Annotated in this window: 25 protein-coding genes; 9 read left to right on the top strand and 16 right to left on the bottom strand. The window is 67.6% G+C overall.

The window, feature by feature from the left end; translation table 11 throughout:
• Positions 1-11 precede the first annotated feature (11 nt).
• Positions 12-560 carry a putative Fe-S cluster assembly protein SufT gene (sufT, locus tag G7Y82_RS02665; RefSeq protein WP_168146439.1) on the bottom strand — a complete coding sequence of 183 codons (549 nt, stop codon included), beginning with the start codon at positions 558-560 and terminating at the stop codon, positions 12-14.
• Positions 561-706: 146 nt separating this feature from the next.
• Here sufT and G7Y82_RS02660 point away from each other — a divergent pair, with 146 nt between their 5' ends.
• Positions 707-1,435 carry an SIMPL domain-containing protein gene (locus tag G7Y82_RS02660; RefSeq protein WP_168146438.1) on the top strand — a complete coding sequence of 243 codons (729 nt, stop codon included), beginning with the start codon at positions 707-709 and terminating at the stop codon, positions 1,433-1,435.
• 43 nt (positions 1,436-1,478) lie between these two features.
• Here G7Y82_RS02660 and G7Y82_RS02655 read toward each other — a convergent pair whose 3' ends face one another.
• Entirely contained in the window at positions 1,479-1,661 is a 183-nt protein-coding gene (locus tag G7Y82_RS02655) for a hypothetical protein (protein WP_168146437.1), read from the bottom strand.
• On the opposite strand from G7Y82_RS02655, the gene purE reads away from it, so the two are divergent.
• Entirely contained in the window at positions 1,660-2,130 is a 471-nt protein-coding gene (gene purE / locus G7Y82_RS02650; protein ID WP_168146436.1) for a 5-(carboxyamino)imidazole ribonucleotide mutase, read from the top strand. The genes G7Y82_RS02655 and purE overlap by 2 nt on opposite strands.
• A gap of 7 nt (positions 2,131-2,137) precedes the next feature.
• Entirely contained in the window at positions 2,138-3,235 is a 1,098-nt protein-coding gene (locus G7Y82_RS02645) for a 5-(carboxyamino)imidazole ribonucleotide synthase (RefSeq protein WP_168146435.1), read from the top strand.
• A 7-nt stretch (positions 3,236-3,242) separates the two neighbouring features.
• On the opposite strand, the gene G7Y82_RS02640 is transcribed toward G7Y82_RS02645, so the two are convergent.
• From G7Y82_RS02640 to modA, 5 genes are all read right to left on the bottom strand, one after another.
• Positions 3,243-4,181, bottom strand: a complete 939-nt coding sequence (locus G7Y82_RS02640) for a DegV family protein (RefSeq protein WP_168146434.1) — start codon at positions 4,179-4,181, stop codon at positions 3,243-3,245.
• A gap of 97 nt (positions 4,182-4,278) precedes the next feature.
• On the bottom strand, positions 4,279-5,211 hold the full coding sequence (yihG, locus tag G7Y82_RS02635; RefSeq protein WP_168146433.1) for a 1-acylglycerol-3-phosphate O-acyltransferase, YihG family: 933 nt from the start codon (positions 5,209-5,211) through the stop codon (positions 4,279-4,281).
• A gap of 98 nt (positions 5,212-5,309) precedes the next feature.
• Positions 5,310-6,383, bottom strand: a complete 1,074-nt coding sequence (gene hemE / locus G7Y82_RS02630; RefSeq protein ID WP_168146432.1) for a uroporphyrinogen decarboxylase — start codon at positions 6,381-6,383, stop codon at positions 5,310-5,312.
• Positions 6,380-7,090 carry an orotidine-5'-phosphate decarboxylase gene (gene pyrF, locus G7Y82_RS02625; RefSeq protein ID WP_168146574.1) on the bottom strand — a complete coding sequence of 237 codons (711 nt, stop codon included), beginning with the start codon at positions 7,088-7,090 and terminating at the stop codon, positions 6,380-6,382. The genes hemE and pyrF overlap by 4 nt, the downstream gene beginning before the upstream one ends.
• A gap of 78 nt (positions 7,091-7,168) precedes the next feature.
• Positions 7,169-7,933 carry a molybdate ABC transporter substrate-binding protein gene (gene modA, locus G7Y82_RS02620; RefSeq protein ID WP_168146431.1) on the bottom strand — a complete coding sequence of 255 codons (765 nt, stop codon included), beginning with the start codon at positions 7,931-7,933 and terminating at the stop codon, positions 7,169-7,171.
• Between the two features lie 119 nt (positions 7,934-8,052).
• On the opposite strand from modA, the gene G7Y82_RS02615 reads away from it, so the two are divergent.
• On the top strand, positions 8,053-9,369 hold the full coding sequence (locus tag G7Y82_RS02615) for an OprO/OprP family phosphate-selective porin (protein ID WP_168146430.1): 1,317 nt from the start codon (positions 8,053-8,055) through the stop codon (positions 9,367-9,369).
• Between the two features lie 4 nt (positions 9,370-9,373).
• Here G7Y82_RS02615 and G7Y82_RS02610 read toward each other — a convergent pair whose 3' ends face one another.
• Both G7Y82_RS02610 and hrpA read right to left on the bottom strand, forming a co-directional pair.
• Complete coding sequence (locus tag G7Y82_RS02610) at positions 9,374-9,898, bottom strand: NADPH-dependent FMN reductase (protein WP_168146429.1); 525 nt, start codon at positions 9,896-9,898, stop codon at positions 9,374-9,376.
• Complete coding sequence (gene hrpA / locus G7Y82_RS02605) at positions 9,895-13,773, bottom strand: ATP-dependent RNA helicase HrpA (RefSeq protein WP_168146428.1); 3,879 nt, start codon at positions 13,771-13,773, stop codon at positions 9,895-9,897. The genes G7Y82_RS02610 and hrpA overlap by 4 nt, the downstream gene beginning before the upstream one ends.
• Positions 13,774-13,877: 104 nt before the next feature.
• Between hrpA and G7Y82_RS02600 the strand changes: the two genes are divergently transcribed.
• The gene (locus G7Y82_RS02600) at positions 13,878-15,131 is read left to right on the top strand and encodes a DUF445 domain-containing protein (protein WP_168146427.1); all 1,254 of its coding nucleotides are present in this window, start codon (positions 13,878-13,880) and stop codon (positions 15,129-15,131) included.
• Between the two features lie 13 nt (positions 15,132-15,144).
• On the opposite strand, the gene G7Y82_RS21845 is transcribed toward G7Y82_RS02600, so the two are convergent.
• Complete coding sequence (locus G7Y82_RS21845) at positions 15,145-16,065, bottom strand: energy transducer TonB (protein ID WP_168146426.1); 921 nt, start codon at positions 16,063-16,065, stop codon at positions 15,145-15,147.
• 13 nt (positions 16,066-16,078) lie between these two features.
• On the bottom strand, positions 16,079-17,101 hold the full coding sequence (locus G7Y82_RS02590) for an AraC family transcriptional regulator (protein WP_168146425.1): 1,023 nt from the start codon (positions 17,099-17,101) through the stop codon (positions 16,079-16,081).
• A gap of 164 nt (positions 17,102-17,265) precedes the next feature.
• On the opposite strand from G7Y82_RS02590, the gene G7Y82_RS21645 reads away from it, so the two are divergent.
• Entirely contained in the window at positions 17,266-18,684 is a 1,419-nt protein-coding gene (locus tag G7Y82_RS21645; RefSeq protein WP_168146424.1) for a fatty acid desaturase, read from the top strand.
• 198 nt (positions 18,685-18,882) lie between these two features.
• Here G7Y82_RS21645 and eutC read toward each other — a convergent pair whose 3' ends face one another.
• From eutC to G7Y82_RS02570, 3 genes are all read right to left on the bottom strand, one after another.
• A complete protein-coding gene (eutC, locus tag G7Y82_RS02580; protein ID WP_168146423.1) occupies positions 18,883-19,653 on the bottom strand; it encodes an ethanolamine ammonia-lyase subunit EutC in 771 nt (256 codons plus the stop codon).
• Between the two features lie 110 nt (positions 19,654-19,763).
• Positions 19,764-21,146: an ethanolamine ammonia-lyase subunit EutB gene (locus G7Y82_RS02575; RefSeq protein WP_168146422.1), complete on the bottom strand. Its 1,383-nt coding sequence runs from the start codon at positions 21,144-21,146 to the stop codon at positions 19,764-19,766.
• Positions 21,147-21,212: 66 nt separating this feature from the next.
• Positions 21,213-21,866, bottom strand: a complete 654-nt coding sequence (locus G7Y82_RS02570; RefSeq protein WP_168146421.1) for a YceH family protein — start codon at positions 21,864-21,866, stop codon at positions 21,213-21,215.
• A 139-nt stretch (positions 21,867-22,005) separates the two neighbouring features.
• On the opposite strand from G7Y82_RS02570, the gene G7Y82_RS02565 reads away from it, so the two are divergent.
• The gene (locus G7Y82_RS02565) at positions 22,006-23,094 is read left to right on the top strand and encodes an NAD(P)H-dependent flavin oxidoreductase (protein ID WP_168146420.1); all 1,089 of its coding nucleotides are present in this window, start codon (positions 22,006-22,008) and stop codon (positions 23,092-23,094) included.
• A 7-nt stretch (positions 23,095-23,101) separates the two neighbouring features.
• Here the strand turns inward: G7Y82_RS02565 and G7Y82_RS02560 are convergent, their stop codons facing one another.
• Positions 23,102-23,728 carry a response regulator gene (locus tag G7Y82_RS02560; RefSeq protein WP_168146419.1) on the bottom strand — a complete coding sequence of 209 codons (627 nt, stop codon included), beginning with the start codon at positions 23,726-23,728 and terminating at the stop codon, positions 23,102-23,104.
• Positions 23,725-24,861, bottom strand: coding sequence for a sensor histidine kinase (locus G7Y82_RS02555; RefSeq protein ID WP_168146418.1), 1,137 nt, complete (start codon positions 24,859-24,861; stop codon positions 23,725-23,727). Before G7Y82_RS02555 ends, G7Y82_RS02560 begins: the two co-directional genes overlap by 4 nt.
• Before the next feature lie 155 nt (positions 24,862-25,016).
• On the opposite strand from G7Y82_RS02555, the gene G7Y82_RS02550 reads away from it, so the two are divergent.
• Both G7Y82_RS02550 and G7Y82_RS02545 read left to right on the top strand, forming a co-directional pair.
• The gene (locus G7Y82_RS02550) at positions 25,017-25,532 is read left to right on the top strand and encodes a DUF6622 family protein (protein WP_168146417.1); all 516 of its coding nucleotides are present in this window, start codon (positions 25,017-25,019) and stop codon (positions 25,530-25,532) included.
• Between the two features lie 40 nt (positions 25,533-25,572).
• Positions 25,573-26,268 (top strand): hypothetical protein, encoded by a 696-nt coding sequence (locus tag G7Y82_RS02545; protein ID WP_168146416.1) that lies wholly within the window; start codon positions 25,573-25,575, stop codon positions 26,266-26,268.
• The last annotated feature ends 12 nt before the right edge of the window (positions 26,269-26,280 follow it).

Below are 26,280 nucleotides of genomic sequence, written 5' to 3'. Positions count from 1 at the left end.
GATGCTCCGTATCAGTACATGCCGGTGGCGAGTTTGGCGGCTTCCGACATCATCGACTGGTTCCACGGCGGGTCGAACACGAGTTCGATGTCCACTTCGGTGATGGTCGGAATCTGCTCGATCTTGCTGCGTGCGTCGGCGACCAGTATGTCGCCCATACCGCAGCCCGGCGCGGTCAGCGTCATGCGCACGATGGCGCGACGCTTGCCAGGCTCCAGCGTTTCGACCTTGCACTCGTAGACCAGGCCCAGCTCGACGATGTCGACCGGGATTTCCGGGTCATAGCAGGTCTTGAGCTGATCCCAGACGGCTTTTTCGATGTCTTCATCGCTGGCGTCGGCCGGCACGTCCGGCCCCTGCGCGACTTCCTGGCCGATGGCGTCCGCATCCTTGCCTTCGATGCGGAACAGATGGCCTTCGACCTGCACGGTGAAGCTGCCGCCGAGCGCCTGCGTGATTTGCGCGCGCGCGCCTTCGGGCAGCTCGACTTTGGTGCCTTGCGGGATCAGGATGCCGATGACGTCGCGCGTCAGGCTGACGGGTTCGTGGAACGCACTCATGGAAATCCGGGGGATCCGCGCCCGCGGGCGCGAGAAACAGGAACGATCAGTTTAAACCAGCGCGGCGGTTCAGGGTCGGGTCGCGACGCTTCAGTCATCGTTCTATGATCGAAATCCCACCGTACAAGAGCCGCGGAGCGACCGACATGAAGAAAATCGCCTGGCTGATGCCTATCACCCTGCTGCTGTGCAGCGCCGCCCACGCTGCCGATCCGGCCGACACGCCGCCGCGCACGGTCTCCGTCGACGGCCAGGGCGAGGTCAGCGTGCAACCGGACCGCGCGCAACTGAGTCTGGCGGTCGACGCCGTCGATCCGGACCTGAAGAAGGCGGAAACCAAGGTCAACGCCGTGGTCCGCGCGTATCTGGCCGACGCGCGCAAGCTGGGCGCTGCCGACAAGGACATCTCCACCGCCGGCATCAGCGTCAGCCCCGAATATGTCTGGGACAACGACGCCAAGCAGCAGAAGCTGGTCGGCTACCGGGCACGCCGCGACATCAATATCACGGTGACCCAGCTCGACCGGCTTGGCGACTTCGTACTGCAGGCCACCGAGGCGGGCGTCAATCACGTCAACTCGCCGGTGCTTGAATCGAGCCGCGCCGACGCGCTGCGTCGCGAGGCGCTGGCGCAGGCCGCCACCGATGCACGCGACAAGGCCAGGCTGCTGGCCGACACGCTGGGCATGAAGCTCGGCGCGGTGCGCAGCCTCAATGCCAACGACAGCGAGGCACGGCCGCCGGTGCCGATGATGATGATGGCCAAGGCGGCGCGCGCGCCGGCTGCCGACAGCGGCAACAGCGAGATGGGCTTCGCCAGCGGCGAGATCAAGTACAGCGCCAACGTCAGCGCACAGTTCGATCTGCTGCCCTAGACGGTCGGCCTGTGAGATAAATATAGATTTTCATCGTTTTATCTCATTCAAAATCACACATGGCTTTGTCGCGCAATGCGCGGCAAAGCCAATAGGTGCCTGCATTGTGCGTTTGACACCGGGCAATGCGATAATCCTGCGCTTTCTTTCCCCGGAACCCCGAGGGGCCGAAAGTGGCCAGCCGCAAGACATCGTCATCCGCCGCCCCCGTGGTCGGCATCATCATGGGTTCGCGCTCCGACTGGGAGACGATGGCCCATGCCGCGCAGACACTCGAAGACCTGAACGTGCCGTATGAGGCGCGCGTGGTTTCCGCGCATCGCACGCCGGACCTGCTGTTCGACTACGCCGAAAAGGCCCGCGGCCGCGGCATCCGCGTGATCATTGCCGGCGCCGGCGGCGCCGCACATCTGCCGGGCATGTGCGCGGCCAAGACCGCGCTGCCGGTGCTCGGCGTGCCGGTCCAGAGCAAGGCGCTCAGCGGCCACGACTCGCTGCTGTCGATCGTACAGATGCCGGCCGGCATCCCGGTCGGCACGCTGGCGATCGGCAAGGCCGGCGCCACCAATGCGGCGCTGTTGGCCACCGCGATTCTGGCCACCACCGACAAGCGCCTCGCCGCGCGGCTCGACAAGTTCCGCCGCGAACAGACCGAGCGGGTTCTCAACGACGAGCCGCTGAAGCTGCCGGCCTGAGGTTTTCATGAAGATCGGTATTCTCGGCGCCGGCCAGCTCGGTCGTATGCTGGCCCTCGCAGGTTATCCCCTCGACCTCGATTTTGTGTTTCTCGATCCGGCGACCGGCGCCTGCGCCGCGCCGCTCGGCGAGCACATTCACGCCGACTACGTGGACGAGCACGCACTGACCGAGCTGTGCGTCAGCGTCGACATCGCCACCTACGAGTTCGAGAACGTACCGGCCAAGACCGCCGAGTTCGTCGCCGCGCGCATTCCGCTGCTGCCGCCGCCGAACGCGCTGGACGTGGCGCAGGACCGCTTGTCCGAAAAGACGATGTTCGACCGCCTGGGTATTCCGGTCCCACGCTTCATGCCGGTGGCAACACGCGAGGCACTGGAAATTGCCGTGCGCAATGTCGGCCTGCCGGCAGTGCTGAAAACGCGGCGCATGGGCTATGACGGCAAGGGCCAGGCGGTACTGCGCACGCCGGAAGACCTGGACCGCGCCTGGGCCGCGATCGGCGGCCAGCCGCTGATCCTCGAAGCCTTCGTACCGTTCGAGCGCGAGCTGTCGTGCCTTGCGGTGCGTGGCAAGGACGGCGAACTGCGCTTCTACCCGGTGGTCGAGAACGTGCACCGCGACGGCATCCTGCGCACGTCGACGCCCAAGCTCGACGATCCGCTGCAGGCGCAGGCCGAAGACTACGCGCGCCGCATCTGCGAGCAGCTCGGCTATGTCGGCGTGCTGGCGTTCGAGTTCTTCGTCGCCGACGGGCAACTGCTGGCCAACGAGATCGCGCCACGCGTGCACAACTCCGGGCACTGGACCATCGAAGGTGCCGAGTGCTCGCAGTTCGAAAACCATTTGCGCGCCGTGGCCGGCCTGCCGCTGGGCTCCACCGCACTGCGCGGCCCGTCGGTGATGGTCAATTTCATCGGCGACGTGCCGCCGAATGCCGAACTCGCGGCCATTCCCGGCGTGCACATCCACCATTACGGCAAATCGCCGAAGCCACTGCGCAAGGTCGGTCACGCGACGGTGACGGCAGCCGACGACGACGCGCTGCAGACGCGACTCGCGGCCCTGCAGGCACTGGTGGCGCAGGTCAACGCCGGCGCCTGAGCCACGCTCAGGCGTCGAGGCTCAGGGTCTCGCCCAGATAGGCGACCGACAGGCAGCCACGGCCGACGTTCACGGCGCCGCTGATCGACATCACGCTTTCCAGCAGGCGCACGCCACACCCCTGCGCAGCCGATGCCAGGCGCGAATAGCCGGGCAGCGCGTGCAAGGCATCGAGCGTGCCGCCGTAGCTGATGCAGATGTCCGGCACGTCGATGCCGTTCTCGATGCGCCGCGCGACGCGCTCGAACAGGCGTTGCGAGACCCGCGCCCGTGTGCCGATCGGACCGACCGGTTCGACGCGGTCGCGATGCGCCAGGACCAGCGAGCGCAGATCGAAGGCCGAACCGACGACGGCCTGCAGCCAGTCGACACGGCGCGGCCCGCGCGCCCGCGCGCGGCGGCGCAGTTCGTAGAGATCGTCCGGCACCCAGTAGACGCAGATGCGGTCGCGCAGGGTTTCGAGATGCTGGCGCAGTTCGATCGCCGACCAGCCATCGGCGATGCAACGCGCGGCCTCGGCCACCAGCAAGCCGGGACCGCTGAGCATCGAGCGCGAATCGACGACGCGCAGCACGAACGGCGGCATGCCGCTGTCCGGGCCGGACTGTTGATCGGCGAGTAGCGCGGTCGCCGCCTTCGCGGTGTTGTCGTGAACGTCGCCAAAGATCGAACCAACGGTAATGCAGAACGCGTAGTCGGCAAACGGCAGTACGCGCTCGACCAGATACGCCCGCGTCGCCGCCAGCGGCAGCGCCTGCGTCCGCGCGCGACCGACGCCGGTCAGCCAGTCGCCGGCGTGGTAGCGCGCACTGAGCGTCGCGTCGCGATCGTCCTCGAACATTCCGGCGCCGTGCGTAATCAGCACCGGCATCACGCCGATGTTGTGTTCGCGCAGGAATTCGCCTGGCAGATCGCAGCTCGCATCGGTCACGATCCCGACGCGCATGGATTCTCCCCACTGTAGGTCTGGTCAATTATCGGCCAGCGTTTGGCGCACCCCGGGGCCGGCCGACGAACGGTGTCGCGCGCAGGGGCGACGGCGCTCAGAGTGCGGCGGGGCGCTGTTCCTGCATGGTCGGACGCGCGTCGAGCATGCGTCCGAGACGGGCATCCTTGCGCGCCCACAGCGTGTTGACCCAAGTCTGGAAGCGCGCACGAAACTCGGCGTCATGCTCATAGTCGCCCTGCGCCAGCTCCGCCGGAATCGGCAACACGTCGACGTGGACGGCCAGCTGATCCTGCTCGCCGCTGGCCCAGCTCCACAGCAACGAATGCCGGCTCGGCCGATAGGCGATGGTCACATCGATGATGCCGGCGAACTGCTCGCCCATCGCATTGAGCGTGAACGACAGGCCACCGGCCTTGGGTCGCAGCAGATGTCGGTACGGCGACTGCCGCGCGACGCGCTTGGCTTCGGAGAAGCGCGTGCCTTCCAGAAAATTGATGACGGTGACCGGCTCGCTGCGATAGATCTCGCAGGCGCGTCGCGTGGCCTCGACGTCCTGGCCTTTCAGCTCAGGGTGTGCGGCCAGCTGCGCCTTGCTGTAGCGGCGCATGAACGGGAAATCCATGCCCCAGCAGGCCATGCCGATCACCGGCACATAGAGCAGTGCGTGCTTGAGGAAGAAGCGCGGGAACGGCGCGCGGCCGTGCAGCAGGTCGAACAGCACGAGGATATCCGCCCACGACTGATGGTTGCTGATCAGCAGATAGTTGCGGCCCGGCTCCAGCGGCGTGCGCAAATCGAGCTGCCATTGCTCGGCGTGCAGCAGGCGGAACACCATCTTGCAGACTGCGACCCAGGTCGTGGCAACGCCGACGCACCAGCGGCTGCACGCCCGCTGTAACGGGCGATAGGGGATGAGCTTGAGTAGGAGTGCCGGCGCCAACGGCACGAAAGCGGCGACGGTCGCGGCAAGATACGCCGCAACCGTGAGGGCACCGACGACGCTGGGCGGAAAGATCACCGAGAACATGCTGTACCTCGCTGGCGGCTCGTCACCGCGCCCGCCCGCTCAAGCAGCGGGCGTCGCCGTCATTGTCTCATAGCGGCCTTCGCCGCCGCGGCCCGACCTCAGCCCAGCTGGTGATAGGCCGGGCTGAACGCGCGCACCGCCTCGATCATCACGCCGGCGTGCTCGGGTGGCGTCTGCTGCAGGATGCCGTGGCCGAGATTGAAGACGTGGCCGGAACCTTGGCCGTAGCTGTCGAGCACGCGGCGCACCGCCGCTTCGATCTTCTCCGGACTGGCGAACAGCCACGCCGGATCGAGGTTGCCCTGCAGCGCCACGCGATGGCCGACGCGCGTGCGCGCCTTGCCGAGATCGGTGGTCCAATCCAGGCCCAGCGCATCGCAGCCGGTCTCCGCCATCGCTTCAAGGTGCTGGCCGCCGTTCTTGGTGAACAGGATCACCGGCACGGTCGGCGCGACACGCTTGAGGTGGGCCACGATCTTGGCCATCGGCTCCAGCGAGAAACGCAGGTAGTCGGCCGGCGCCAGCACGCCGCCCCAGGTGTCGAACACCATGACCGCATCGGCACCCGCAGCGATCTGCGCCTCCAGGTAGAGGCTGACCGACGCCGACAGCTTGGCCAGTAGCGCATCGAGCATTTCCGGCGCGTCATAGGCCATCTGCTTGATGCGCGCGTAGTCGGAACCGCCGGCGCCTTCGATCATGTAGGTGGCCAGCGTCCACGGGCTGCCGGCGAAACCGATCAGCGGCAGGCGGCTGCCCAGCGCGGCGCGGATCGTCGTCACCGCGTCGATCACGTAGCGCAGCTCGGCGCCCGGATCGGGGATCGGCAACTTCTCGATGGCGCGCTCGTCGCGCACCGGATGGTCGAAGATCGGCCCCTCACCTTGCACGAAGCGCAGGCCCAGGCCCATCGCATCGGGAATCGTCAGGATGTCGGAGAACAGGATCGCCGCGTCGAGACCGTAGCGATCGAGCGGCTGCATCGTCACCTCGCAACACGCTTGAGGGTTTCGGCACAGCGACATGAAGTCGCCGGCCTGCGCGCGTGTGGCGCGGTATTCCGGCAGATAGCGGCCGGCCTGGCGCATCATCCACACCGGCGTACGGTCGACCGGCTCGCGCTTCAGCGCGCGCAGGAAACGATCATTGTCCAGCTGGCGACCGGCGCTCATGCACGCGCTCCGAGTGCGTCGGCGATCTCGGCCTGAATCTTCAGCGCCATCGCCCGCGGATCGGCGGCGTCGCGAATCGGCCGGCCGATGACCAGATAATCGGCACCGGCCCGGATCGCTGCGGTCGGCGTCATGATGCGCTTCTGGTCGGCCTCGACGCGGTTTTCCACCGGGCGGATCCCCGGCGTCACGCAGATCAGTTCGCGCGGCGCTTCGAGGCGCAGCTTCTCGACTTCCAGACCCGACGAGACGACACCATCGCAGCCGGCGGCCAGCGCGCGGCGAGCACGCGACAGCACCAGCTCGGCGACGTCGCAGGCAAAGCCCATGTCGTCGAGATCACCCTGGTCGAGACTGGTCAGCGCCGTCACCGCCAGCACCTTGGTGTGGCCGGACTTGGCCTTGGCCGCCGCTTCCATAATCGACTGGTTGCCGTGGATGGTGCAGAAGTCCGCACCGCGCTCGGACAGGTTGCGCACCGCGCGCGCCACCGTTTCCGGAATGTCGAAGAACTTGAGGTCGACGAAGACCTTCTTCTGCTCGGCCTTCAAGGCCGCCAGCAGCTCGAAGAAGCCCGGCGCCATCAGCAGCTCGAGGCCGATCTTGTAGAAATGCACGGCGTCGCCGAGCGTCGCGACGAGCTGGCGCGCGTCGGCGGCGGTCGGCACGTCGAGCGCAGCGATAAGGCGCTCCTGCGGGGCGATCATGGGCATGGACCGGAAGGAAAATCGGGGACGGACAGCGGATTGTCCCGCGTCCACGTCCCACCCGGCAACCGCCGGCGCTTAGCGTGTCTTCAGTGTGAAGCCGTAGCGCTCGAAAATCTTCGCCGCCGCCGGCGTCTTCAGATAGGCGAGAAACGCGGCGGCTTCGGGCGACGCGCCCTTGAGCAGCGCGAATGGATAGACGATGGGCGGGTGCGACGACTCGGGGAAGGTGGCGACGACCTCGACCTTGTCGCTGATCGCCGCGTCGGTGGCGTAAACGATGCCCAACGGACACTCGCCGCGCTCGACGAAGGCCAGCGCCGCGCGCACGTCGTCGGCACCGACAATGCGCGGTTGCAGCACGTTCCACCAACCCAGATGGGTCAGCGCCTGCTTGGCGTAGATGCCGGCCGGCACGTGGCTCGGCTCGCCGGTGCAGAGCTTGCCGCTGAAGGCCTGCGGCAAATTGCCGCCGGCCTTCAGCGCGATGCCGGCGGGCGCATGGCCCTTGGGCGCGATCAGCACCAGCGCATTGCCAAGCAGGTCTTCGCGCGTGCCCGGCTTGAGCACGCCGTGCTTCTCGACATCGTCCATCCACGCCAGGTCGGCGGACGCATAGATGTCGGCCGGCGCGCCGGCCTCGATCTGCTTGGCCAGCGTCGACGACGACGCGAACACTGTCGTCGGCTGAGCGTGACCGGCCGTCTGCCACTGACTACTGATCGCCGTCAGCGCGGTCGTTAGGCTCGCTGCGGCATAGATCCGTACCGCCGGCGCGGCAACCGCCGGCAACGCGAACATCAGACACAGCCAGGCGGACAGGGTGTAAGCGATGGGCTTCATGGAAATCCGCTTTCGGTCGACGTGAATGGCGGCAATCAGTAACGCTATATAGCGAATTATATATCGCAAGTGAAAAAGCGCCGGCGTCAGGCCGGACAACGACAGGGAGACGTACCGAGATGAAGAAGATTTCGTGGGCCGCTGGCGCGGCCCTGTGCAGCGTTGCGGCCGTTGCGGCGCCAGCCCATGCCGCCAACCCCGATCTGCTCGATACGCTCAAGCAGAAAGGCATCCTCAGCGACGATGAGTATCGTCAGCTGCGCGACCAGCAACAGCATGATCAGGCCACGACACCTGGCGCGACGTTTTCCGCCGACAAGGGCCTGACGCTGGCCACCGCCGATGGCGCGTACACGCTGCAGTTCGGCATCTTCCAGCAGCTCGACTTCGCGGCATACGACGCGGATGGCAGCGACCTCGCCGATGGCAGCCAGCTGCGCCGCTCGCGCATCGCGCTCGGCGGCAAGCTCGGCAGCGACTGGCAGTATCGCTTTCAGTACGAGTTCGCCAAAGGCAGCGCGTCGATCACCGACGCCTACGTCACGTACGCAGGCTTCAAGCCGCTGACGGTGAAACTCGGCCAGGCCAAGCTGCCGTTCTCGATGGAATCGCTGAGCTCGGCGTCGACGACCACCTTCATGGAGCGCGGCCTGCCGGCCTACGTGATCTCGCCGATCCTGCGCGCGCCCGGCGTGCAGCTGTCCAGTACCGGCCGGCATTGGTCGCTGGCCGGTGGCGTATCCGGCGAACCGCTCGGCAACAGCAGCAGCGGCGACGAAGGCTGGGGCATCGCCGCACGCGCGACGTTCGCGCCATACGTGGCGAATCATCGCGTCGTGCACCTCGGCGCCGGCATCAATTGGCGCAAACCGACGCAGGACAACAGCGGCACGACACCGTCGACCAGCGCCGTCACCTTCAGCGGCAAACCCGAATCCGGGCAGGCGCCGAGTTTCGTCAGCACCAAAGCCATGCTCGACGTCGGCAGCTATCGGCTGAGCAACGCCGAGTTCGCCGCCGCGCTCGGCGCCGCATCGCTGCAAAGCGAATACCTGTGGATCAACGTACAGCGCGACAATGGCCAGGACGATCTGGCGTTCAGCAGCTGGTACGCCCAGCTGGCCTACACGCTGACCGGCGAAGCGCGCCCGTACAGCGTATCCAAGGGCAGCTTCGGCGCCATCGTGCCGAACACGCCATTCGGCGCCCAGGGCTGGGGCGCGTTCGAAGTCGCCGCGCGGATGTCACAGCTCGACCTCGATGACGGCAGCGTGACTGGCGGCAACGAGCGCGATCTGACGTTCGGCCTGTCGTGGTATCTGAACCGCTACCTGCGTGTCAGTGCCAACGTCGTCAAGGTGCTCAAGGTCGACGGCGGCAGCTACGACGGACAAAAGCCGGTCGCCTACCAGATGCGACTGCAGTTCTCGATCTAGCCGCTCAGACCACCGCCGCGATCGTCGCCGCGAAATTCTGCAGGGCCGCCTGGAGCAGGGTGGTCATCGACGGATCGACGACGATCGCGTCGGCATCTCGCTGGGTACCGAGCAGTGGCAAATCCAGCGATGCCGATTCGACGACGATGCCGGACATCGTGCGCAGGATTTCGACAAGCTGCGCCGGCGCGTGCTCGGCACGGGTCGAGGCGTTCAGCAATGCCACCGGCTTGCCGACGAACTCCGGGCCGCTGACCAGCCAGTCAAGCGCGTTCTTCAACACGCCGGACACGCCGTGCGCGTATTCCGGGCTGGAAATCAGCAGACCGTCTGCGGCGGCGACCGCCGCACGCCACTCGCGCACCACCGCCGGCATCTCGGCTTCCAGGTCGGGATTGAACAGCGGCAGCGCCGCCAGCGAATAGACGCGCACCGCAATCCCCGGTGGCGCCAACCGCGCGGCGGCGTGCAGCACGGCCAGATTCGTCGACTGCCGCCGCAGGCTTCCGCAGATCGCCAGCCAGTTCATCGCTTGTTCTCCACCAGCGCGTCGCGCAACACCTGCGCCGACGGTCGGCCGACCGCCTTGAGTTCCTGTGCGAACAGCGCCACGCGCCATTCTTCCAGCAACCAACGCGCCGGGTGCGACAGGTCCGGCAGCTGCGCCTGGAACGGCGCGACCTGCCGGGTCAGATCTTCGTCGCGCTGCGGTTTGTTGCGCAAGCGTTCGAGGCGAATCTGCAGGGCACGCAGATAGACGGCGATGCGCGACCAGTGCGCGTCCGGAATGGCGGCGACGAAGTCGGGCGCGAACAGGCTGTCGAGCTGCGCGCGCATGTCGGCGACCGGCGTCGGCCAGGCTTTGGCGTCGGCATCGAGGGTCTTGCGCAGCGCCTGCGCGGTCTGCAGCCAGCCGACCAAGGTGTCGAGCCGCGCCAGCGCGTCGATGCTGAATGCGGCGCGGCGTTCGAGCGCGGCCTGGAACGCCGCGCGCGTGCGGATCGGCTCGTCGTCGTCGAGCAGCCTGGCCGCGGCAGCACGCGTGCCGAGCTGCTGGGCAACGCGTTCGACGTCGAGCTTGAAGCTCACCGCCAACAGACCGAGCTTGCTGCGCGTGCCCTTGCCGATGTCGCGCGTGCGCTCCGGCATGCGCTGCAGCAGCAGGGCCAACACGCCGCCGCGGTGTGCCGTCGCGGCCGCTTCGCGCGATTCGAACAGGCGCAGGTCGACGCGCGCGCCGTCGAGCGCCAGCGCCGGATAGCCGCGCGCGCCGCTCGGCAACGGCACTGCGTCGGGCAGGTCGTCGAAGTCCCAATCGCGCAGATCCTGGCGCGCCCAGCGCTTGAGACTGTCGTCGCGGCTCGCCGCCTGATTGAGCGCGGTGCGCGCCGCGCCGCTGAAGCGGCCGCGCAGGCCGTCCAGCGTGTTGGCGACCCCAAGCAGCTTGCCTTTGTCGTCCTCGAGCTGCAGACGCGGCAGCAGATAGGCGTCGAGCTTGTCGGTGGCGAAGTCGTCCGCCGTCAGGCGCACCCCGGTCATCTGCTGCAGCGCCTCGCACATCGCCGGCAGCAGCGCGCCGTCGTCCGGCTTGAGGCGCTCGTCGAGGGCGCGCGCGTATTCGGCGGCCGGCATCACCTGCCGGCGCAGATGCTGCGGCAGGGTCCGGATCAGCGCTTCGAGCTTGGCCGAACGCAGGCCCGGCACCAACCAGTCGAAGCGCTCCGGCGGCAACTGATGGACCTGCGCCAGCGGGATATGGAAGGTGACGCCGTCGTGCTCCTCGCCCGGCTCGTGCGAGTACGACAGCTTCAGCGTGGTGCCGGCGATCTTCAGGCGGTCCGGGAACAGGCTTTCGACATTGGCGTCGGCGCCCGGCCGCAGGGCGTCGGCTTCACGCATCGTCAGCCGCTTCTGGGCGGCCGGCTCGCGGTGCAGCCAGCGCTTCAAGGCCGCACCGGTGCAGACATCGGCCGGCACCTGCGCGTCGTAGAACGCATGGAGCTGCTCGTCGCCGGCCAGCAGATCGGGCCGACGCATCTTGGCTTCCTTGTCGCGGATCGACTCGATCAGCTTCAGGTTGGCGTCGAGAAATGCCGGCTTGCGCGGCAGATCGCCACCGACCAGCGCCTCGCGGATGAAGATCTCGCGCGCCTCGGCCGGGTGCGTCGAGCCGTAGTGGCGCGCGCGCGTCAGCAGCGGCAGGCCGAGCAGGCTGACGTGCTCGGTGGCGGTCACCTCGGCGCGCGTGGCATTCCATTCCGGATGCAGCATCGTGCGCTTGATCAGATGCGGCGCGACACGCTCCAGCCACTCCGGCTCGATCGCCGCATTGGTGCGCGCGTAGAGCTGCGTGGTCTGCGCGAGCTGCGCGCTCATCACCCAGCGCGGCTGCTTCTTGACCAGCGACGAGCCGGGATGAATGCGGAAGCGTCGGTTGCGCGGCCCCTGGTAGTCGCTCTTTTCCGGCAGCTTGTAGCCGATGTGGTCGATCAGGCCGGCGAGCAGCGCCTCGTGAATCGCGGCGAAACGCTCATCGAGATATTCATCCGTCCAGCGCACGTCCTGGCGCCTCCCGCCTCCCGCCTCTCGCCTCCCGAGCAGATCGCAGAGCTGCTTCCACACCGCTTCCCATTCCTCCATGCGCAGGAACGACACGTAGTGCTCGCGGCAGACGCGGCGCAGCTGGCGGTTGCTCGACGCCGCGCTCCAGTCACGCCACTGCTGCCAGAGCTTGAGCAGCGTCAGAAAATCGGAGCGCGGATGCCGCCATGCGGCGTGCTTCTGCCGCGCCGTGTCCTGCGCATCGGCCGGCACTTCGTGCGGGTCCTGCACCGACAGCGCCGCGGCCAGCACCAGGATCATCTCCTGCGCAATGCCGCCTTCGCCGGCCAGTGCGATGCGCGCGATCCGCGGGTCCAGCGGCAGCCGCGCCAGACGCCGGCCGAGCGGCGTGAGCTGGCGCGCGTCGTCGAGCGCGCCGAGCGTCTGCAGCACGCGGTAGGCATCGGTGACGTGGCGATTGTCGGGCGCATCGACCCACGGAAAGTCCTCGACGTCGCCGAGGCCCAGCGCGGTCATGCTGAGGATCACGCCGGCCAGATTGGCGCGGCGAATTTCCGGATCGGTGAACGCGGGCCGCGCGTCGAAATCGTCCTCGGCGTAGAGGCGCACGCAGATGCCGGGGCCGAGACGACCGCAGCGGCCGGCGCGCTGATTGGCGGCGGCCTGCGAGACCGGCTCGATCTGCAACTGCTGCACACCGGTGCGCGGCGCGAAGCGGTTGATGCGCGCGGTGCCGGTATCGACGACGTAGCGGATGCCGGGCACCGTCACCGAGGTTTCGGCGACGTTGGTCGCCAGCACGATGCGCGGCTGAGCACCGGTCTGGAACACCTTGTCCTGGGCGGTGGCGGCGAGCCGCGAGTACAACGGCAGCACTTCGGCGCGCGGATACCGGCCCGAGAGCACGCGCGCGGCATCGCCGATCTCGCGCTCGCCGGGCAGGAAGACCAATACATCGCCAGGTGAAGCCTGGCGGGGCAACACATCGCCATTCGGCCGGCCGCGCCACAGCTCGTCGATCGCCGCAGCGATCGCAGCTTCGCTGTCGCCGTCATCGGCTGGCGGCCGGTAGCGCTGCTCGACCGGATAGGTGCGTCCGGAGACGAACTTGATCGGCGCGCCGCCGAAGTGGTTCGACAGCTTTTCCGGGTCCAGCGTCGCCGAGGTGACGATGACTTTCAGGTCCGGCCGCTGCGGCAGCACGCGCTTGAGCCAGCCGAGCAGAAAGTCGATGTTGAGGCTGCGCTCGTGCGCCTCGTCGATGATGATGGTGTCGTAGGCGGTCAGCAGATGATCGCGGCCCAGCTCGGCGAGCAGGATGCCGTCGGTCATCAGCTTGACCATCGAGCGCTCGGACACGCGGCGGTCGAAGCGGGTCTCGTAGCCAACCAGGTCGCCGAGACGGCTGTCGAGTTCGCTGGCGATGCGATTGGCGACACTGCGCGCAGCAAGCCGGCGCGGCTGCGTGTGGCCGATCAGGCCACGCGTGCCGCGGCCGAGGTCCAGGCACAGCTTCGGCAGCTGCGTGGTCTTGCCGGAGCCGGTTTCACCGCAGACGACGATGACCTGATGCTCGCGAATCGCATCGAGCAACTCATCCCTGGCCTGCACCACCGGCAGGTCTTCGGGATAGCGGATGCGCTCCGGCCGCAAGCGCACGCGATTTTCGTAACGCAGCCTGGCCTGCGCGACATCGCGGTCCAGCCGCGCCAGATCGATCTTGGCGCCGCGTCGTGCGCGGTCCAGCAGACGCACAAAACCGACATGGTCGCGCGCCAGCAACTCATGCTGCTGGGCGTCGAGCCGCGCGCGCAGCGTGTCGAGCATGGCCGCAGCGATCATGGCCGTGGGCGCCGCGGCCGATAGGCAGCGGCCGGCAGCTTGGGCACAATCCGGTTCATCAAAGCAAAGAAAGCCGAAGTCCGGCATTGCGCGGGGGAGCGCATATGGATTGGTTGAGGCATCTCGTCGACTGGCACGCCATCGCGGCGGATGTCCGGCAGCATTTCTGGATCTATCTGTCGCTGCCTTTCGTCAGCGCGATCATCGGTTACGTCACCAAAGTGGTGGCGATCCGCATGATGTTCCAGCCCATGAATTTTATCGGCATCAAACCGCCGTATCTGGGCTGGCAGGGCATTATCCCGCGAAACGCGGCGAAGATGGCAGGTATCTCCGTCGATCTGATGACCTCGCAGCTCATTACCGTGCGCGAAGTCTTCGAACGCCTGGAACCGGAGCGGATCGCCAAGGAACTGGAGCCGCACCTGATCGAGGTGATGGACCACATCACCCGCGACGTCGCCGAGCGCTACCAGCCGGGCCTGTGGAACTCGCTGCCGGAGTTCGTGCGCAAGCGCATCGTGCAGCGCGTGCAGGCCGATCTGCCCGACACGATCGCCGACATCATGCGCGACGTCAGCGACCATATCGAGACGCTGTTCGACCTCAAGGCGATGGTGGTCGGCAATCTGGTTCGCGACAAGACCCTGCTCAATCGCATCTTCTGGGAAACCGGCAAGCAGGAGTTCAAGTTCTTCGGCACCGCCGGCTTCTACTTCGGCTTCGGCATCGGCGTCGTGCAGATGATCTGCTGGATCCTCTGGAAACAGGCGTGGATGCTGCCGGCCTTCGGCCTGTTCGTCGGCTTCGCCAGCGACTGGATCGCGCTGCAGATGTTGTTCCGACCGCTGCGTCCGCGCCGCGTCATGGGCCTGAAGATCCAGGGCCTGTTCCTGCGCCGCCAGCAGGAGGTTGCGCACGACTACGGCAACCTGATCGCCGATCAGATCCTGACGCCGGAAAAGATCTGGATCGCCGTGCTCGAAGGCCCGCTGTCGGATCGTGTACTCGAACTGATGCAACGCCACGTCATGCAGGCGGTCGACGAGCAGGCCGGTGCCGCGCGGCCGATCCTGTCGATGATGATCGGCTCGCAGAAATACGTGGAAATGAAGCAGGCCGTCGCCGACAGCCTGATCCGCGAACTACCACAGGCGCTGCAATCGGTGAACCGCTACGCCGAGCGCGCGATGGACATCCGCAACACGCTGACGACCAAGATGCAGCAACTGTCCGCCGAGCAGTTCGAAGGCATGCTGCGCCCGGTGTTCAAGGAAGACGAGTGGATCCTCATCGCGATCGGCGCCCTGCTCGGCTTTCTGGTCGGCGAGCTACAGGTGTTCTTGATGGTGCATTGAGCGCGCGATGCGTTCAATTCGTCGCGTCGTGCGCATCGATGATCGCGTTGTAGGCGTCGACGCGGACCCGGATTGCCGCGCCGATGGAACGGTACGTGTAGCCGTTGTCGTTGGCGATGCTGTCGACCGGAAACGCGGCGGGCGCCCCCTGAATCTTGAACACGACGCGGGTCTTCGCTGTGCACGGGCGATCGAGCGGATGCGTCGGATCGGACGGTTCCGCGTGCTGCCGTTTCAACCAGTCCAGCGTCGGCGCTTCGAAGCCCCGCATGCTGGACGCATTAATGAACGCATAGGCGATCGCCCCGCCGGGCTCGATGTCCATCCACACGTCGACCCAGCCTTCGATGCCGTGTTCCGCCGCGACGCGCGGATACTGCGGCCGCACAACGGTGCCGCCGAGATGTACGGCAGGGCAGATGCCCGGGTATTGCTGCTCGCCGAGCGCATTCAGCGCCGCCATCACTTGCCGGTCCTGCGCCTTGGTTCTCGGCATGCCGAGCACCCGCTCGAACGCCGTACGCGCTTCGTCTTCGTGCCCGGCATCGCGCAGTGCCGCCGCACGCTGAAACGCGACCCACGCACGATCGAAATCGTTCTGCATCGCAGCCGGATCGAGCGCATCGAGCGCCCGCAGCGCCGCCTCGGCGGAATGTTGCAGCGTGTCCGGCGGCAGATTTACATGCTTCATGTGCGCACCGGGCTTGTGCCACGGCGCGACATCGAGACCGAGCGCCTGCGTCAGCGCCGGAGACGGCGCGGGCGCTACGGTGCGGGTCTTGAAATCCTCGATACCGGCAACGGCCTGAAGCGACGCAAGCGCCGCGAACCATCCGCCTGCGGCCAGCAGCAGCGGTCTCATCATGACAGTCTTCCCCTGATCGCACGTCGTCCCGGAGCGGATTTTACGCTTCCGCCCGATCCGGACCGGCACGCGCGCGCCGCCGCTACGCTCGGCGACGGTGCGCGCTGGGACTGCACCCGGCGGCGCGGCGGAAGGCGCGCGTGAAATTGGCGGCATCGGTGTAGCCGAGCTCGTGCGCGATCTGCGTCACGCTCAGTTCGCCGCGGCCAAGCAGTTCGCAGGCGCGGTCGTGACGGACGCGCAGCGACAGCGCACGGAAACGGCAGCCTTCGCGCTTGAGATAACGATCGAGCGTGCGCGACGAGAGGTTCAAGGTTTGCGCAAGCTCGGCCAGTGACGGCATGCCGCCGCCGCTCTCGCGCAGCATCATTTCGACCCAGTCCCTGACGCGGTTTCTCGCCACGGCGCTGCGCACGAGCGCGGCACAGCGTGCCTCGGCCATCTTCAAGGCGTCGGCATCGGCGAAGGCGAGCGGATAGTCGCGGAAGTCGGCGGCGAACACGAAGCGCAGGCCCGGCGTCGCCGCACTGTTGAAACGGCATTGCGCGCCGACCAGCTCGGCATAGCGCGCGGCATGCGCCGGCGGGGCGATCGACAGATGCAGCACGCAATCGGGCACCGGCCCACCGATCAGCTCGCGCAGCTCCCAGTACGTCGTCACCGCGATCATCTCGAGATGGAAGGCCAGGCAGCGATGGCTGAGCGGCAGGACCGGGACGAAACCGATCTCGGCACGACCGGCCTCGGCGCGGTAACGCATGCGGAAGCTCGGCATCACCAGGCGAAAGTAGCGCGCGACGACACGCAGCGCGTAATCGACGTCCGGACTGCTCAGCATCGCGTAGCCGACGATGCTGTGCGTGCTCGGCTTCAGCGCACGGCCGACGTCGAGCGCCAGATCGGTATGGCCGGTCCGCGTCAGAACGCTGTCGACCAGCGCCTCGACCTGGCTCAGCCGCAGCTGCGCCTCCGGACGCACGATCGCCTGCGGCCGGATGCGCAGCTCGCGCATCAGCGCGCCGACGTCGACGCCGCGCGCCGCCAGCACCTCGCCCATGCGCACGTAGTAGCGCGCCGGAATTTCGGGATCGTCGTGTCGCCGCATGTTCCTCGCCTGTCCGCCGCAGACTGTCCGAAAAAGACAGGCGAATGTCAATAAATGACAGGTCGGCGTCCGGCATGCCGGGCCACGATCGCCGCACCGGTCCGGCACCCGCCGTCAAAAACCACAGCCGGCACGCCGCGCGATCTGAGCAAGGAGAAACGAAAATGAGCACCACGACCCTGACCACACCACCGTCGTCCTGGCGCGACGGCAAACGCTATCTCTGGCTGCTGAGCCCGCTGGTTCCCGTCCTGTCGCTGTCATTCCTGCTGCTCGTCTATGCGACCGGCAATGCCGTCTTCTTCTGGGGCATGCCGCTGATCATCTACGGACTGCTGCCGCTGCTCGATACCCTGATCGGTGCCGATCCGACGAATCCGCCGGACACCGTCGTCGCCGATCTCGAACGGGATCGCTATTACCGTGCGATCGTCTTCGCCTACATCCCGGCGCAATTCGCGGCGACGATCTTCGGCACCTGGCTGGTCGCGACCGGCGGCTACAGCTGGTGGGCGCTGATCGGCGCCGTGTGGAGCGTCGGCATCATCAACGGGGTGGCAATCAACACCGCGCACGAGCTCGGACACAAGACCGATCCGCTGGAGCGCTGGTTCGCGCGGCTGACGCTGGCGCCGGTCGCTTACGGCCACTTCTTCATCGAGCACAACAAGGGCCATCACAAGAACGTGGCGACGCCCGACGACCCAGCGAGCTCGCGAATGGGCGAGAGCTTCTGGGCCTTCCTGCCGCGCACGATGATCGGCAGCCTGCGCTCGGCGTGGCGGATCGAGGCCGGACGCCTCGCGCGCAACGGCAAGCCGGCCTGGAGCCTTGCGAACGAGAACCTGCAATCCTGGGCGATGACGGCCGTGCTGTTCGGTGCGCTGACGGTCTGGCTCGGCCCCGTGGCGCTGCTGTTTCTTGCCGTGCAGGCGTTCGTCGGCGCGAGCCTGCTCGAGGTCGTCAACTACATCGAGCACTACGGCCTGCTGCGCCGCTACAACGAACGGACGAAGCGCTATGAGCGTTGCGCGCCGCGCCATTCGTGGAACAGCAATCACATCGTCACCAACCTGTTCCTCTACCAGCTGCAGCGCCATTCGGATCATCACGCCAATCCGACGCGGCGCTACCAGGCGCTGCGTCACTTCGACGAAAGCCCGCAGCTGCCGTCCGGCTACATGTCGATGATCCTCGTCGCCTACCTGCCGCCGCTGTGGTTCCGGCTGATGGACGAGCGTGTCGCCGGGCATCATCGCGGCGATCTGCGACAGGCCAATCTGCACCCCCCGAAGCGCGAGGCGCTGCTGGCCCGCTGGCAGACTGCGGCGACGCCGGCGCCGGCGCCGGCGACCGGGACCGATGCACAGCCGGCCGATGTCGCGGCGACGGCGGATGCCGTCCGCCACGGCTGTCCGAACTGCGGCTACGTCTACGACGAAACGATCGGCTGCGCGCACGAAGGCATCGCCCCCGGCACGCCGTGGGCGCGCCTGCCGGCCGACTGGCCGTGCCCGAACTGCGCGGTGCGCGAGAAAATCGACTTCCGGCCGCTGTCCGTCGGCGAGCGCATCGCAGCTTGAACACACTTCGGGCACCGGACGGGCCGATCCCGTCCGGCACTCGGGCACACGATGCCGGCATCAATATTTCCGGGAGAACTTCTTGACATCGCGCAGCGATGGCCCCCGGGAGTGACCGCCAGGAACGGCGGGCCACAAAAAGGAGGCCGCGATCCCCACCGCGGCCCCAGCGCTACGCTCCCTTGGCGTATTCGATCGTTACGGTGTGGCGGCCTCGATCACGGCGGTCGGGGCCGCGTCGAGTTTCAATTGCACACCGCTGAGCTGGCGGCGGCGCGATTCGGTGATGAGCCACGCCAGCGTGTCGGCGGCTTGCGCATACGTCAGGCCATCGGCGTGAATGTTGGAAATGCAGTTGCGCTCGGCGTCGCTGCGGCCGACGCGCGGCGCCCAGGTCAGATAGACGCCGAGGCTGTCGGCGACCGACAGGCCCGGCCGCTCGCCGACCAGCAGCGCGACGATGCGCGCGCCGAGCACGGCACCAACCTCGTCGCCGAGCGCGACGCGCGCCTGCTGCGCCAGCACCACCGGTGCCAGCGTCAGTGTTGAAAGCCGGGCGCGGGTCTCGCCGATCAGCGCCGCCGCGTGTGCGTTGACGGCGGCGGCCGACAGGCCATCGGCGACGACGAACGCGAGGTCGTAATCGCCGTGCGCCGCCTCCAGCGTGGGCAGATCGTCGACGTACACGCGGCGGCCAAGGTCGGGGCGACGCAGATAGCTCGCGCGGTCGGTCACCTGCGAGCGGATGCGCAGGCTGCGCAAGCCTTGTGCGTCGAGCTGCTCGGCGATCGCATCGAAGTCGACGACGCCATGGACCGCGTCACGCGCGCGACTGTGTGCGGCCTGGAAGTCGAGCAGCGCGCGCGTCGGCAAGGCATCGCCGGCGCGACCGAGGCCGATGCGCGCGCGCGTGGCGATGCGCAGCCGCGCAAACGGATCGTTCGGACTTTCGGCCGGCGCGTCGCTCATGGCAGCAGCCTCGCGATCGGCAGCTTTCGACCCGCGCTGAACCCCCTCGATACACCACGCTGCGCGTGGCACTCGGGGTGAACGGCAGGAAAGACGGAACACATCGCCATTCAGTGCAGCGCCAACAACTGGCGCACCGCGTTCGGCTTCGGCGGCGGCAGCGCGCCCTGTTCGTCGAGCAAGCCCATGCGCGCCAGCCAGTCCTGGAATTCCGGCGCCGGCTGCAGCTTCAGCAGATGCCGCAGGCCGAGCACGTCGTGATACGACAGGCTCTGATAGTTGAGCATCACGTCGTCGGCGCCGGGCACGGCGATCAGGAAGGTGACACCGGCGGCGGCGAGCGTCGTCGCCAGCGTGTCCATGTCGTCCTGATCGGCCTCGGCGTGATTGGTGTAGCAAACGTCGACGCCCATCGGCAGGCCGAGCAGCTTGCCGCAGCAATGATCCTCGAGGCCGGCGCGAATGATCTGCTTGCTGTCGTAGAGGTATTCCGGGCCGATGAAGCCGACCACGGTGTTGACGATCAGCGGCCGGAATGCGCGCGCGACGGCATAGGCGCGCACTTCCATGGTCTGTTGATCGACGCCGTGATGCGCGTCGGCCGACAGCGCACTGCCCTGGCCGGTTTCGAAATACATGGTGTTGGCGCCGATGCCGGCGCGCTGCAGGCCGTTGACGGCGTCGTAGCCTTCGCGCAGTACGGCAAGGTCGACGCCGAAGCCGCGATTGGCCTTTTCGCTGCCGGCGATCGACTGAAACACCAGGTCGACCGGCGCGCCGCGCTCGATGGCGCGGATCGACGTCGTGACGTGCGCGAGCACACAGGACTGCATCGGGATCGCGAAGCGCATGCGCAGTTCGTCGAGCATCTGCAGCAGACGCACGGTTTCCGGCAGCGAGTCGCCGGCCGGATTGATGCCGATCACCGCGTCACCCATGCCGAACAGCAGGCCGTCCAGCGTCGACGCGGCGATGCCGAGCGGATCGTCGGTCGGATGATTCGGCTGCAGGCGCGCGGCGAGCCGACCAGGCAAGCCCAGCGTGGTGCGAAAACGGGTGACGACCCGGCACTTGGCGCCGACCGCGATCAGGTCGGCATTGCGCATCAGCTTCGACACCGCGGCGACCATTTCCGGCGTCAGGCCCGGCGCCAGCGCGCTGAGCGCGGCCGGCGTCGCCGCGTACGACAGCAGCCAGTCGCGGAACTCGCCGACCGTCATGCCGGCGACCGGCGCGAACGCCTCGACGTCATGCGTGTCGACGATCAGCTGCGTGACCTCGTCGGCCTCGTACGGAATCAGCGCCTCGTCGAGAAAGTGCCGCAGCGGCAGCGCCGCCAAGACCTCGCGCGCCGCCACTCGTGTTTCGTCGTCGGCCGCGGCCAGACCCGCCAGTTCGTCGCCCGAGCGTCGCGGCGACGCGCAGGCCATGACAGCTTTCAGATCATCAAAGTGGTAACCGCGAGCACCGATGCGGGTCTGGTAGCGCGCCATGCAGGACCGCGATTGAACATGTCCGCTTTGACATGCACAGGCTTTGCCAAGCGCTGCCGCGCGGCATCAGCTATCGGCGGTACCGACGCCAAGCGCCTGTTCAAGCTCGGCAATTCTGGCCTCTAGCGCGGCGACGCGGGCTTCCAGGGCATCGACCCGGCCGCCGCTTTCGGCGCGCCGTTCCGGCGCATGCGCAACCATTTCGGCCGCCGCGGCAAAGGCTTCGGCACCGCAGAGGGTGTGGCCGTAACGGACTGCCGACTGGCCCGCCGCACGCGGCAGCGTCGCCACCAGCGGCTGTGCGCGATCGCTCAGATCGTCGAGCGCGGTACGCACCGCGTCCTCGTCGCCGGGACCGCCGAGCGGCTGTGCGTTGCTGCGCAACTCGGCCAGGGTCTGCGGGCCACGCAGCATCAGCGTCACCAGCAGTGCCTGCGTGGCCGGCTTCAGCAACATCTGGTGCAGGAACTGCTGACGCCATTTCTGCGCGCGGGAACTGAAGCTGTCGCGGCCGACGAACTTGCGTTCTTCCAGCAGGTTCAGCGCGTTGCCGACATCGCCCTCGCTGAGGCTCATGACCGGGTTGCGCGAGGTCTTCTGATTGGCCGCGAGCATGATCGCGTTGACCGTCATCGGGTAGTACTGCGGCGTGGTGATCGACTTCTCGACGAGGACGGCAACGACGCGGGCTTCGTGCGGGCTCAGCAGGATTTCAGACATGACGGCTCGGCGGCTCTGATTCGAAAGGCGAATCGTAACCTTGACCTTGTATGCCGCGCCGGGTTCCGTCCGTATGGCGCCGAGTCTGCGATGATGCGCGCGCCGGCACCCCCGGCCGGCGCCACCTCAGGAGACATCGATGACTCGATGGCCCGACACGCGCATCAGCGATTTGCTGCGCATCGAACATCCGCTGATTCAGGCACCGATGGCCGGCGCCCAAACCGCACCGCTGGCGATTGCGGCGGCCAGGGCCGGTGCGCTCGGCGCGCTGCCGTGCGCGATGTTGTCAGCGGCGCAGATCCGCGCCGAACTGGCGGCGTTTCGCGCGGCGCTGCCGACGGCGCCGCTCAATCTCAATTTCTTCTGCCACACGCCACCGCACGACGCCGATGCGGCACTCGCGCGCTGGCAAGCCAGGCTAGCGCCCTACTATGCCGAATTCGGCATCAGCACCGACGCGCAGGTCAGCAGCGCCAACCGCCAGCCGTTCGACGATGCGGCCTGCGCGCTCGTCGAGGACTTGCAGCCCGGCGTGGTCAGCTTCCACTTCGGTCTGCCCGACGCGGCACTGCTGGCCCGTGTGCAAGCCAGCGGCGCCAAGGTGCTGGCCTCGGCGACCACCGTCGCCGAAGGCCGCTGGCTGGCCGCGCGCGGCGTCGACGCCATCATCGCGCAGGGCAGCGAGGCCGGTGGTCATCGTGGGCTGTTTCTGAGCGACGACGTGGCGACGCAGCCCGGCCTGTTCGCACTGTTGCCGCAACTTGTCGATGCCGTCGACGTCCCGGTCATCGCCGCCGGCGGCATCGGCGACGCGCGGGGCATTGCCGCGGCGTTCGCGCTCGGCGCCGCCGCGGTGCAGATCGGCACCGCCTATCTGTATACACCGGAGACGCGCATTGCCGCCTTGCATCGCGACGCGCTGGCGGCGGCCCGCGACGACAACACCGCGCTGACCAATGTCTTCAGCGGCCGACCGGCGCGCGGGCTGATGAATCGCGTCATGCGCGAACTCGGTCCGCTCAGCGCCGATGCGCCACCTTTTCCGCTGGCCGGCACGGCGCTGGCCCCGTTGCGCGCCGCCACTGAAGCCGGCGGCAGCGGCGACTTTCAGTCCTTGTGGGCCGGTCAGGCGGCGGCGCTGAGCCGCACCCTGGCGCGCGGTCTCGATGCCGAAGCGCTGACGCGAGCATTGATCGACGGCGCCCTGCAGCGCATCGGCATCTGAGCCGGCGTCAGATCAAGCGCGCGGCGATCGCCTTCATCACCGCGTGCGTACGGTCGCGTGCCTCGAGACGCGCCATGATGTCGGTGAGGTGGTTGCGCACCGTGCCGTCGGAAATGCCGAGCGTGCGGCCGATCTCCTTGTTCGAATAGCCGCCGGCGACCAGGCGCAGGACATCCGCCTCGCGCGCCGTGAGGTGGGCCGGCGTCGCATCGTCGGCGACGCTCGCCAGTTTCGTCGTGCTGACCGGCGCGAACAATGTGGCACCGGCGGCGAGCTGCGCGATCGCGTGTTGCAGTTCCTCCGGCGCCGCGTCCTTGAGCATGAAGCCCTGTGCGCCGGCATTGCGCGCGCCGTGCATCAGCGCCGGCTCGTCGAAGGTGGTCAGCAACAAGACCGGCGTGTAGTCGCCGCGCGCACGCAGTGCGCGGGCCACCTCGATCCCCGAGTGCCCGGGCATGCGCACGTCGCTGACGACAACATCGACACGTTGATGCTGCAGCGCCTGCAGTAGCGCCGCGCCATCTTCGGCTTCGACCGCGACCTCGATGCCGCCCAGCCCTTCGAGTAGCGCGCGCAAACCATGGCGCACCAGGGCCTGATCATCGGCCAGGGCGATGCGTACCGTCGCACTCATGCCGCCACCGCCTGCGGCAACCAGACCCGCAAGCCGAGTCCGCCACCCGCTCGCAACGTGAAATCCAGACGTCCGTCGACCGCCTCGACCCGCTCGCGCATGCCACGCAGCCCGTTGCCGGGCGTCGGCAACGCACGGGCGGTGCCGTCGTCGTCGACTTCGAGCACGACGCCGCCGTCGGCCTCCCGCAGCTGAATGGTCACCCGTTCGGCGCCGCTATGACGCATCGCATTCGTCAGGCCTTCCTGCGCACAACGCAGCAGCGTCTGCGCCTGCGCCAGCCCTGTCACCCGCACCCGCGGCGCCAGATCGAGCACAACGCGCGGCTCCGGAATGGCCGGTACCAGGGCCTGCAGCGCGCCATGCAGATCGATACCGTCGTGCTCGCGCAAAGTGCTGACGACGCCGCGTACGTCGGCCAACAGTTCACCGGCCAACCGCTCGCAATCGTCCAGCGCCGGGGTTCTGCCGTTGTCGCGCGCCTGCAGCCGCAGCAACAGGTTCAACGCGGTCAACTTATGGCCCACCACATCGTGCAGCTCGCGCGACAGACGCAGGCGCTCTTCGCCGCGCGTGCTCTCCAGCAACAGCTGGCGCGTCGCCAGCAGTTCGCCGTTGATGCGCAGCATGTCGTCGCGCGCATCCTCGGCGCGATGCGCATAGGCCGTCATCAGCGCCGCGAAGGTCTGGAATGCGGCTGTCGACAGCACGCTTTGCACGGCGTCGCTCCAGCCCCAGCGCTGCGCCAGAATCAGCAGCAGCGCCAGATTGACCGGCAACATCAGGCCGGCAACCCTGCGCATCGGGCACAGGGCGCCGAGCTGCGCCGCGACGATGATCAGCAGGATCGGGATCGCACCATTGCGCAGGCCCCAGCACGCACACAGCACGGCCAGCGCCTGCAGGCCCACCAGGAGTAGCGCGGCGCGGCTCTGGCCGCCGCTGCAACGCGTGCGCCACCACCACAGCGGAACGGTGCTGAGCAAGGCAACGAGTCCAACGGCGGTCGGCCCCGTCAGGCTCAGTGTGCCGCGCGCCGCACCGAGCAGCGGCTGCAACGCCACGACCCCCCAGGTGACGTAGACCGCAATGTTCATCGGCGCGGTCGGCGCCAGCCAGCGGGTCCGCAACATCGCAGTCGAATCGGGTTCCATCGCCGCAGTATAGGAGCGCGACGCGCGGCGCCGGGAGTGCGTTTTGTCACCCCCCAAAGTGTCATTTGTCATCTGCCGCGGCGCGCCACGGCTGCCGACAATGGGCTCAGGTCATCAACAACAGGAGCCGCGTCATGGCACTCGACATCGTCCGCCACACACCGATCTGGGTCTGGATCGCATTGGCCGTGCTGATCCAGCGCGGCCTGGCGATGCGCCGCGCGCAGGACATCCACCTCGCGCGTGCCTTCCTGCTACCTGGGGTATTCGTCGTGCTCTCGCTGCTCGGGGTCTGCTCGACGTTCGGCGTCCACCCTGCAGCGCTGGCCTGCTGGGCCGCCGGCCTCGGCGCGATGGCGCTGAGCTTGCGCAGCCTCGGCGCGCCCCGCGGCGCACGGTATGACGCCACCACGCGCCGCTTTCATCTGCCGGGCAGCTATGCGCCCTTGGCGTTGATGCTGCTGATCTTCGCAGTGAAGTACGGCGTCGCCGTGTCGATGGCGATCCACCCGGCGTGGCGTCACGACGCGGACTTCATGCTCGCGGTTTGTTTCACCTACGGCGCACTCAGCGGCTCGATGCTCGGCCGCGCACTGCGCTTGCGCCTGGTCCATCGACGCGATCCGCAAACCACCCCCGTCGCCGCCTGATTCGCGGTCCACGTTCCCGCTCGCCGCCTCGGAGATCCTCATGTACCAGACCCTCTTGCTGCTGCACGTCATCGCCGGGACCGGTGCCCTGTTGTCGTTCTGGACAGCAGGCCTGGCACGCAAGGGCGGCTGGCTGCATGTGCGCGCTGGCCGCGTGTTCTTCATCTCGATGTGCGGGATCGGCGCCACCGCCCTGCCGATGGCCGTGATCCTCGGCCTGCGCGGCCAGATCATCACCGCGACCTTTCTGTTCTTGCTGCTGCTACTGACGACGTCCGCATGCCTGACCGGCTGGCGATCGTTGCGCCTGAAGCGCGACGCCAATGCCTATCGTGGCGGCTGGTATCGCGCGCTCACGGCAGCGACGCTGCTCGGCAGTCTCGTGGTGCTGGCGATCGGCTTGCACCTTGGCCAGGTCTTGCTGATCGGCTTCTCGGCGTTCGGCATCTATCGCGGCCTGTGCATGGTGCGCTTCCTGCGCCGGACACTGTCGCCACACTGGTGGCTGACCGAGCACTACGGCTCGATGCTCGGCAACGGCGTCGCCACGCACATCGCTTTCCTGTCGATCGGCCTCAATCGTCTGCTGCCGGCGGCCTGGGCCGATAGCGCGCACCTGCTGGCATGGTTCGGACCGTTGGCGGTGATGTTCGCCGCCCGCCTGTGGCTGGATCGCCGTTACGGTGAACGCAAGCCGCTGACGGCCGCGGGACCGACGCCATCATCCGGCACCTGAGCGACGTATACA

The organism is Solimonas marina, from assembly GCF_012241385.1.
GTDB lineage: Bacteria > Pseudomonadota > Gammaproteobacteria > Nevskiales > Nevskiaceae > Solimonas > Solimonas marina.
Note: the sequence above shows the minus strand (reverse complement) of the source record. Positions and strands in the feature narration are given on the sequence as shown.

Excerpts from the sequence above, each read along its gene's own strand:
- G7Y82_RS02560 (WP_168146419.1), bottom strand. The coding sequence starts at position 23,728 with ATGAGTGCGACGGTACGCATCGCCCTGGCCGATGATCAGGCCCTGGTG.
- G7Y82_RS02615 (WP_168146430.1), top strand. The coding sequence starts at position 8,053 with ATGAAGAAGATTTCGTGGGCCGCTGGCGCGGCCCTGTGCAGCGTTGCG.
- hemE (WP_168146432.1), bottom strand. The coding sequence starts at position 6,383 with ATGAGCGCCGGTCGCCAGCTGGACAATGATCGTTTCCTGCGCGCGCTG.
- purE (WP_168146436.1), top strand. The coding sequence starts at position 1,660 with ATGGGTTCGCGCTCCGACTGGGAGACGATGGCCCATGCCGCGCAGACA.
- G7Y82_RS02575 (WP_168146422.1), bottom strand. The coding sequence starts at position 21,146 with ATGGCGCGCTACCAGACCCGCATCGGTGCTCGCGGTTACCACTTTGAT.
- sufT (WP_168146439.1), bottom strand. The coding sequence starts at position 560 with ATGAGTGCGTTCCACGAACCCGTCAGCCTGACGCGCGACGTCATCGGC.
- G7Y82_RS02610 (WP_168146429.1), bottom strand. The coding sequence starts at position 9,898 with ATGAACTGGCTGGCGATCTGCGGAAGCCTGCGGCGGCAGTCGACGAAT.
- modA (WP_168146431.1), bottom strand. The coding sequence starts at position 7,933 with ATGAAGCCCATCGCTTACACCCTGTCCGCCTGGCTGTGTCTGATGTTC.
- hrpA (WP_168146428.1), bottom strand. The coding sequence starts at position 13,773 with ATGATCGCTGCGGCCATGCTCGACACGCTGCGCGCGCGGCTCGACGCC.
- G7Y82_RS02570 (WP_168146421.1), bottom strand. The coding sequence starts at position 21,866 with ATGTCTGAAATCCTGCTGAGCCCGCACGAAGCCCGCGTCGTTGCCGTC.
- G7Y82_RS02660 (WP_168146438.1), top strand. The coding sequence starts at position 707 with ATGAAGAAAATCGCCTGGCTGATGCCTATCACCCTGCTGCTGTGCAGC.
- pyrF (WP_168146574.1), bottom strand. The coding sequence starts at position 7,090 with ATGATCGCCCCGCAGGAGCGCCTTATCGCTGCGCTCGACGTGCCGACC.
- G7Y82_RS02645 (WP_168146435.1), top strand. The coding sequence starts at position 2,138 with ATGAAGATCGGTATTCTCGGCGCCGGCCAGCTCGGTCGTATGCTGGCC.
- G7Y82_RS02545 (WP_168146416.1), top strand. The coding sequence starts at position 25,573 with ATGTACCAGACCCTCTTGCTGCTGCACGTCATCGCCGGGACCGGTGCC.
- G7Y82_RS02655 (WP_168146437.1), bottom strand. The coding sequence starts at position 1,661 with ATGATGATGCCGACCACGGGGGCGGCGGATGACGATGTCTTGCGGCTG.
- G7Y82_RS02565 (WP_168146420.1), top strand. The coding sequence starts at position 22,006 with ATGACTCGATGGCCCGACACGCGCATCAGCGATTTGCTGCGCATCGAA.
- yihG (WP_168146433.1), bottom strand. The coding sequence starts at position 5,211 with ATGTTCTCGGTGATCTTTCCGCCCAGCGTCGTCGGTGCCCTCACGGTT.
- G7Y82_RS02555 (WP_168146418.1), bottom strand. The coding sequence starts at position 24,861 with ATGTTGCGGACCCGCTGGCTGGCGCCGACCGCGCCGATGAACATTGCG.
- G7Y82_RS21645 (WP_168146424.1), top strand. The coding sequence starts at position 17,266 with ATGAGCACCACGACCCTGACCACACCACCGTCGTCCTGGCGCGACGGC.
- G7Y82_RS02590 (WP_168146425.1), bottom strand. The coding sequence starts at position 17,101 with ATGCGGCGACACGACGATCCCGAAATTCCGGCGCGCTACTACGTGCGC.
- G7Y82_RS02600 (WP_168146427.1), top strand. The coding sequence starts at position 13,878 with ATGGATTGGTTGAGGCATCTCGTCGACTGGCACGCCATCGCGGCGGAT.
- eutC (WP_168146423.1), bottom strand. The coding sequence starts at position 19,653 with ATGAGCGACGCGCCGGCCGAAAGTCCGAACGATCCGTTTGCGCGGCTG.
- G7Y82_RS02640 (WP_168146434.1), bottom strand. The coding sequence starts at position 4,181 with ATGCGCGTCGGGATCGTGACCGATGCGAGCTGCGATCTGCCAGGCGAA.
- G7Y82_RS02550 (WP_168146417.1), top strand. The coding sequence starts at position 25,017 with ATGGCACTCGACATCGTCCGCCACACACCGATCTGGGTCTGGATCGCA.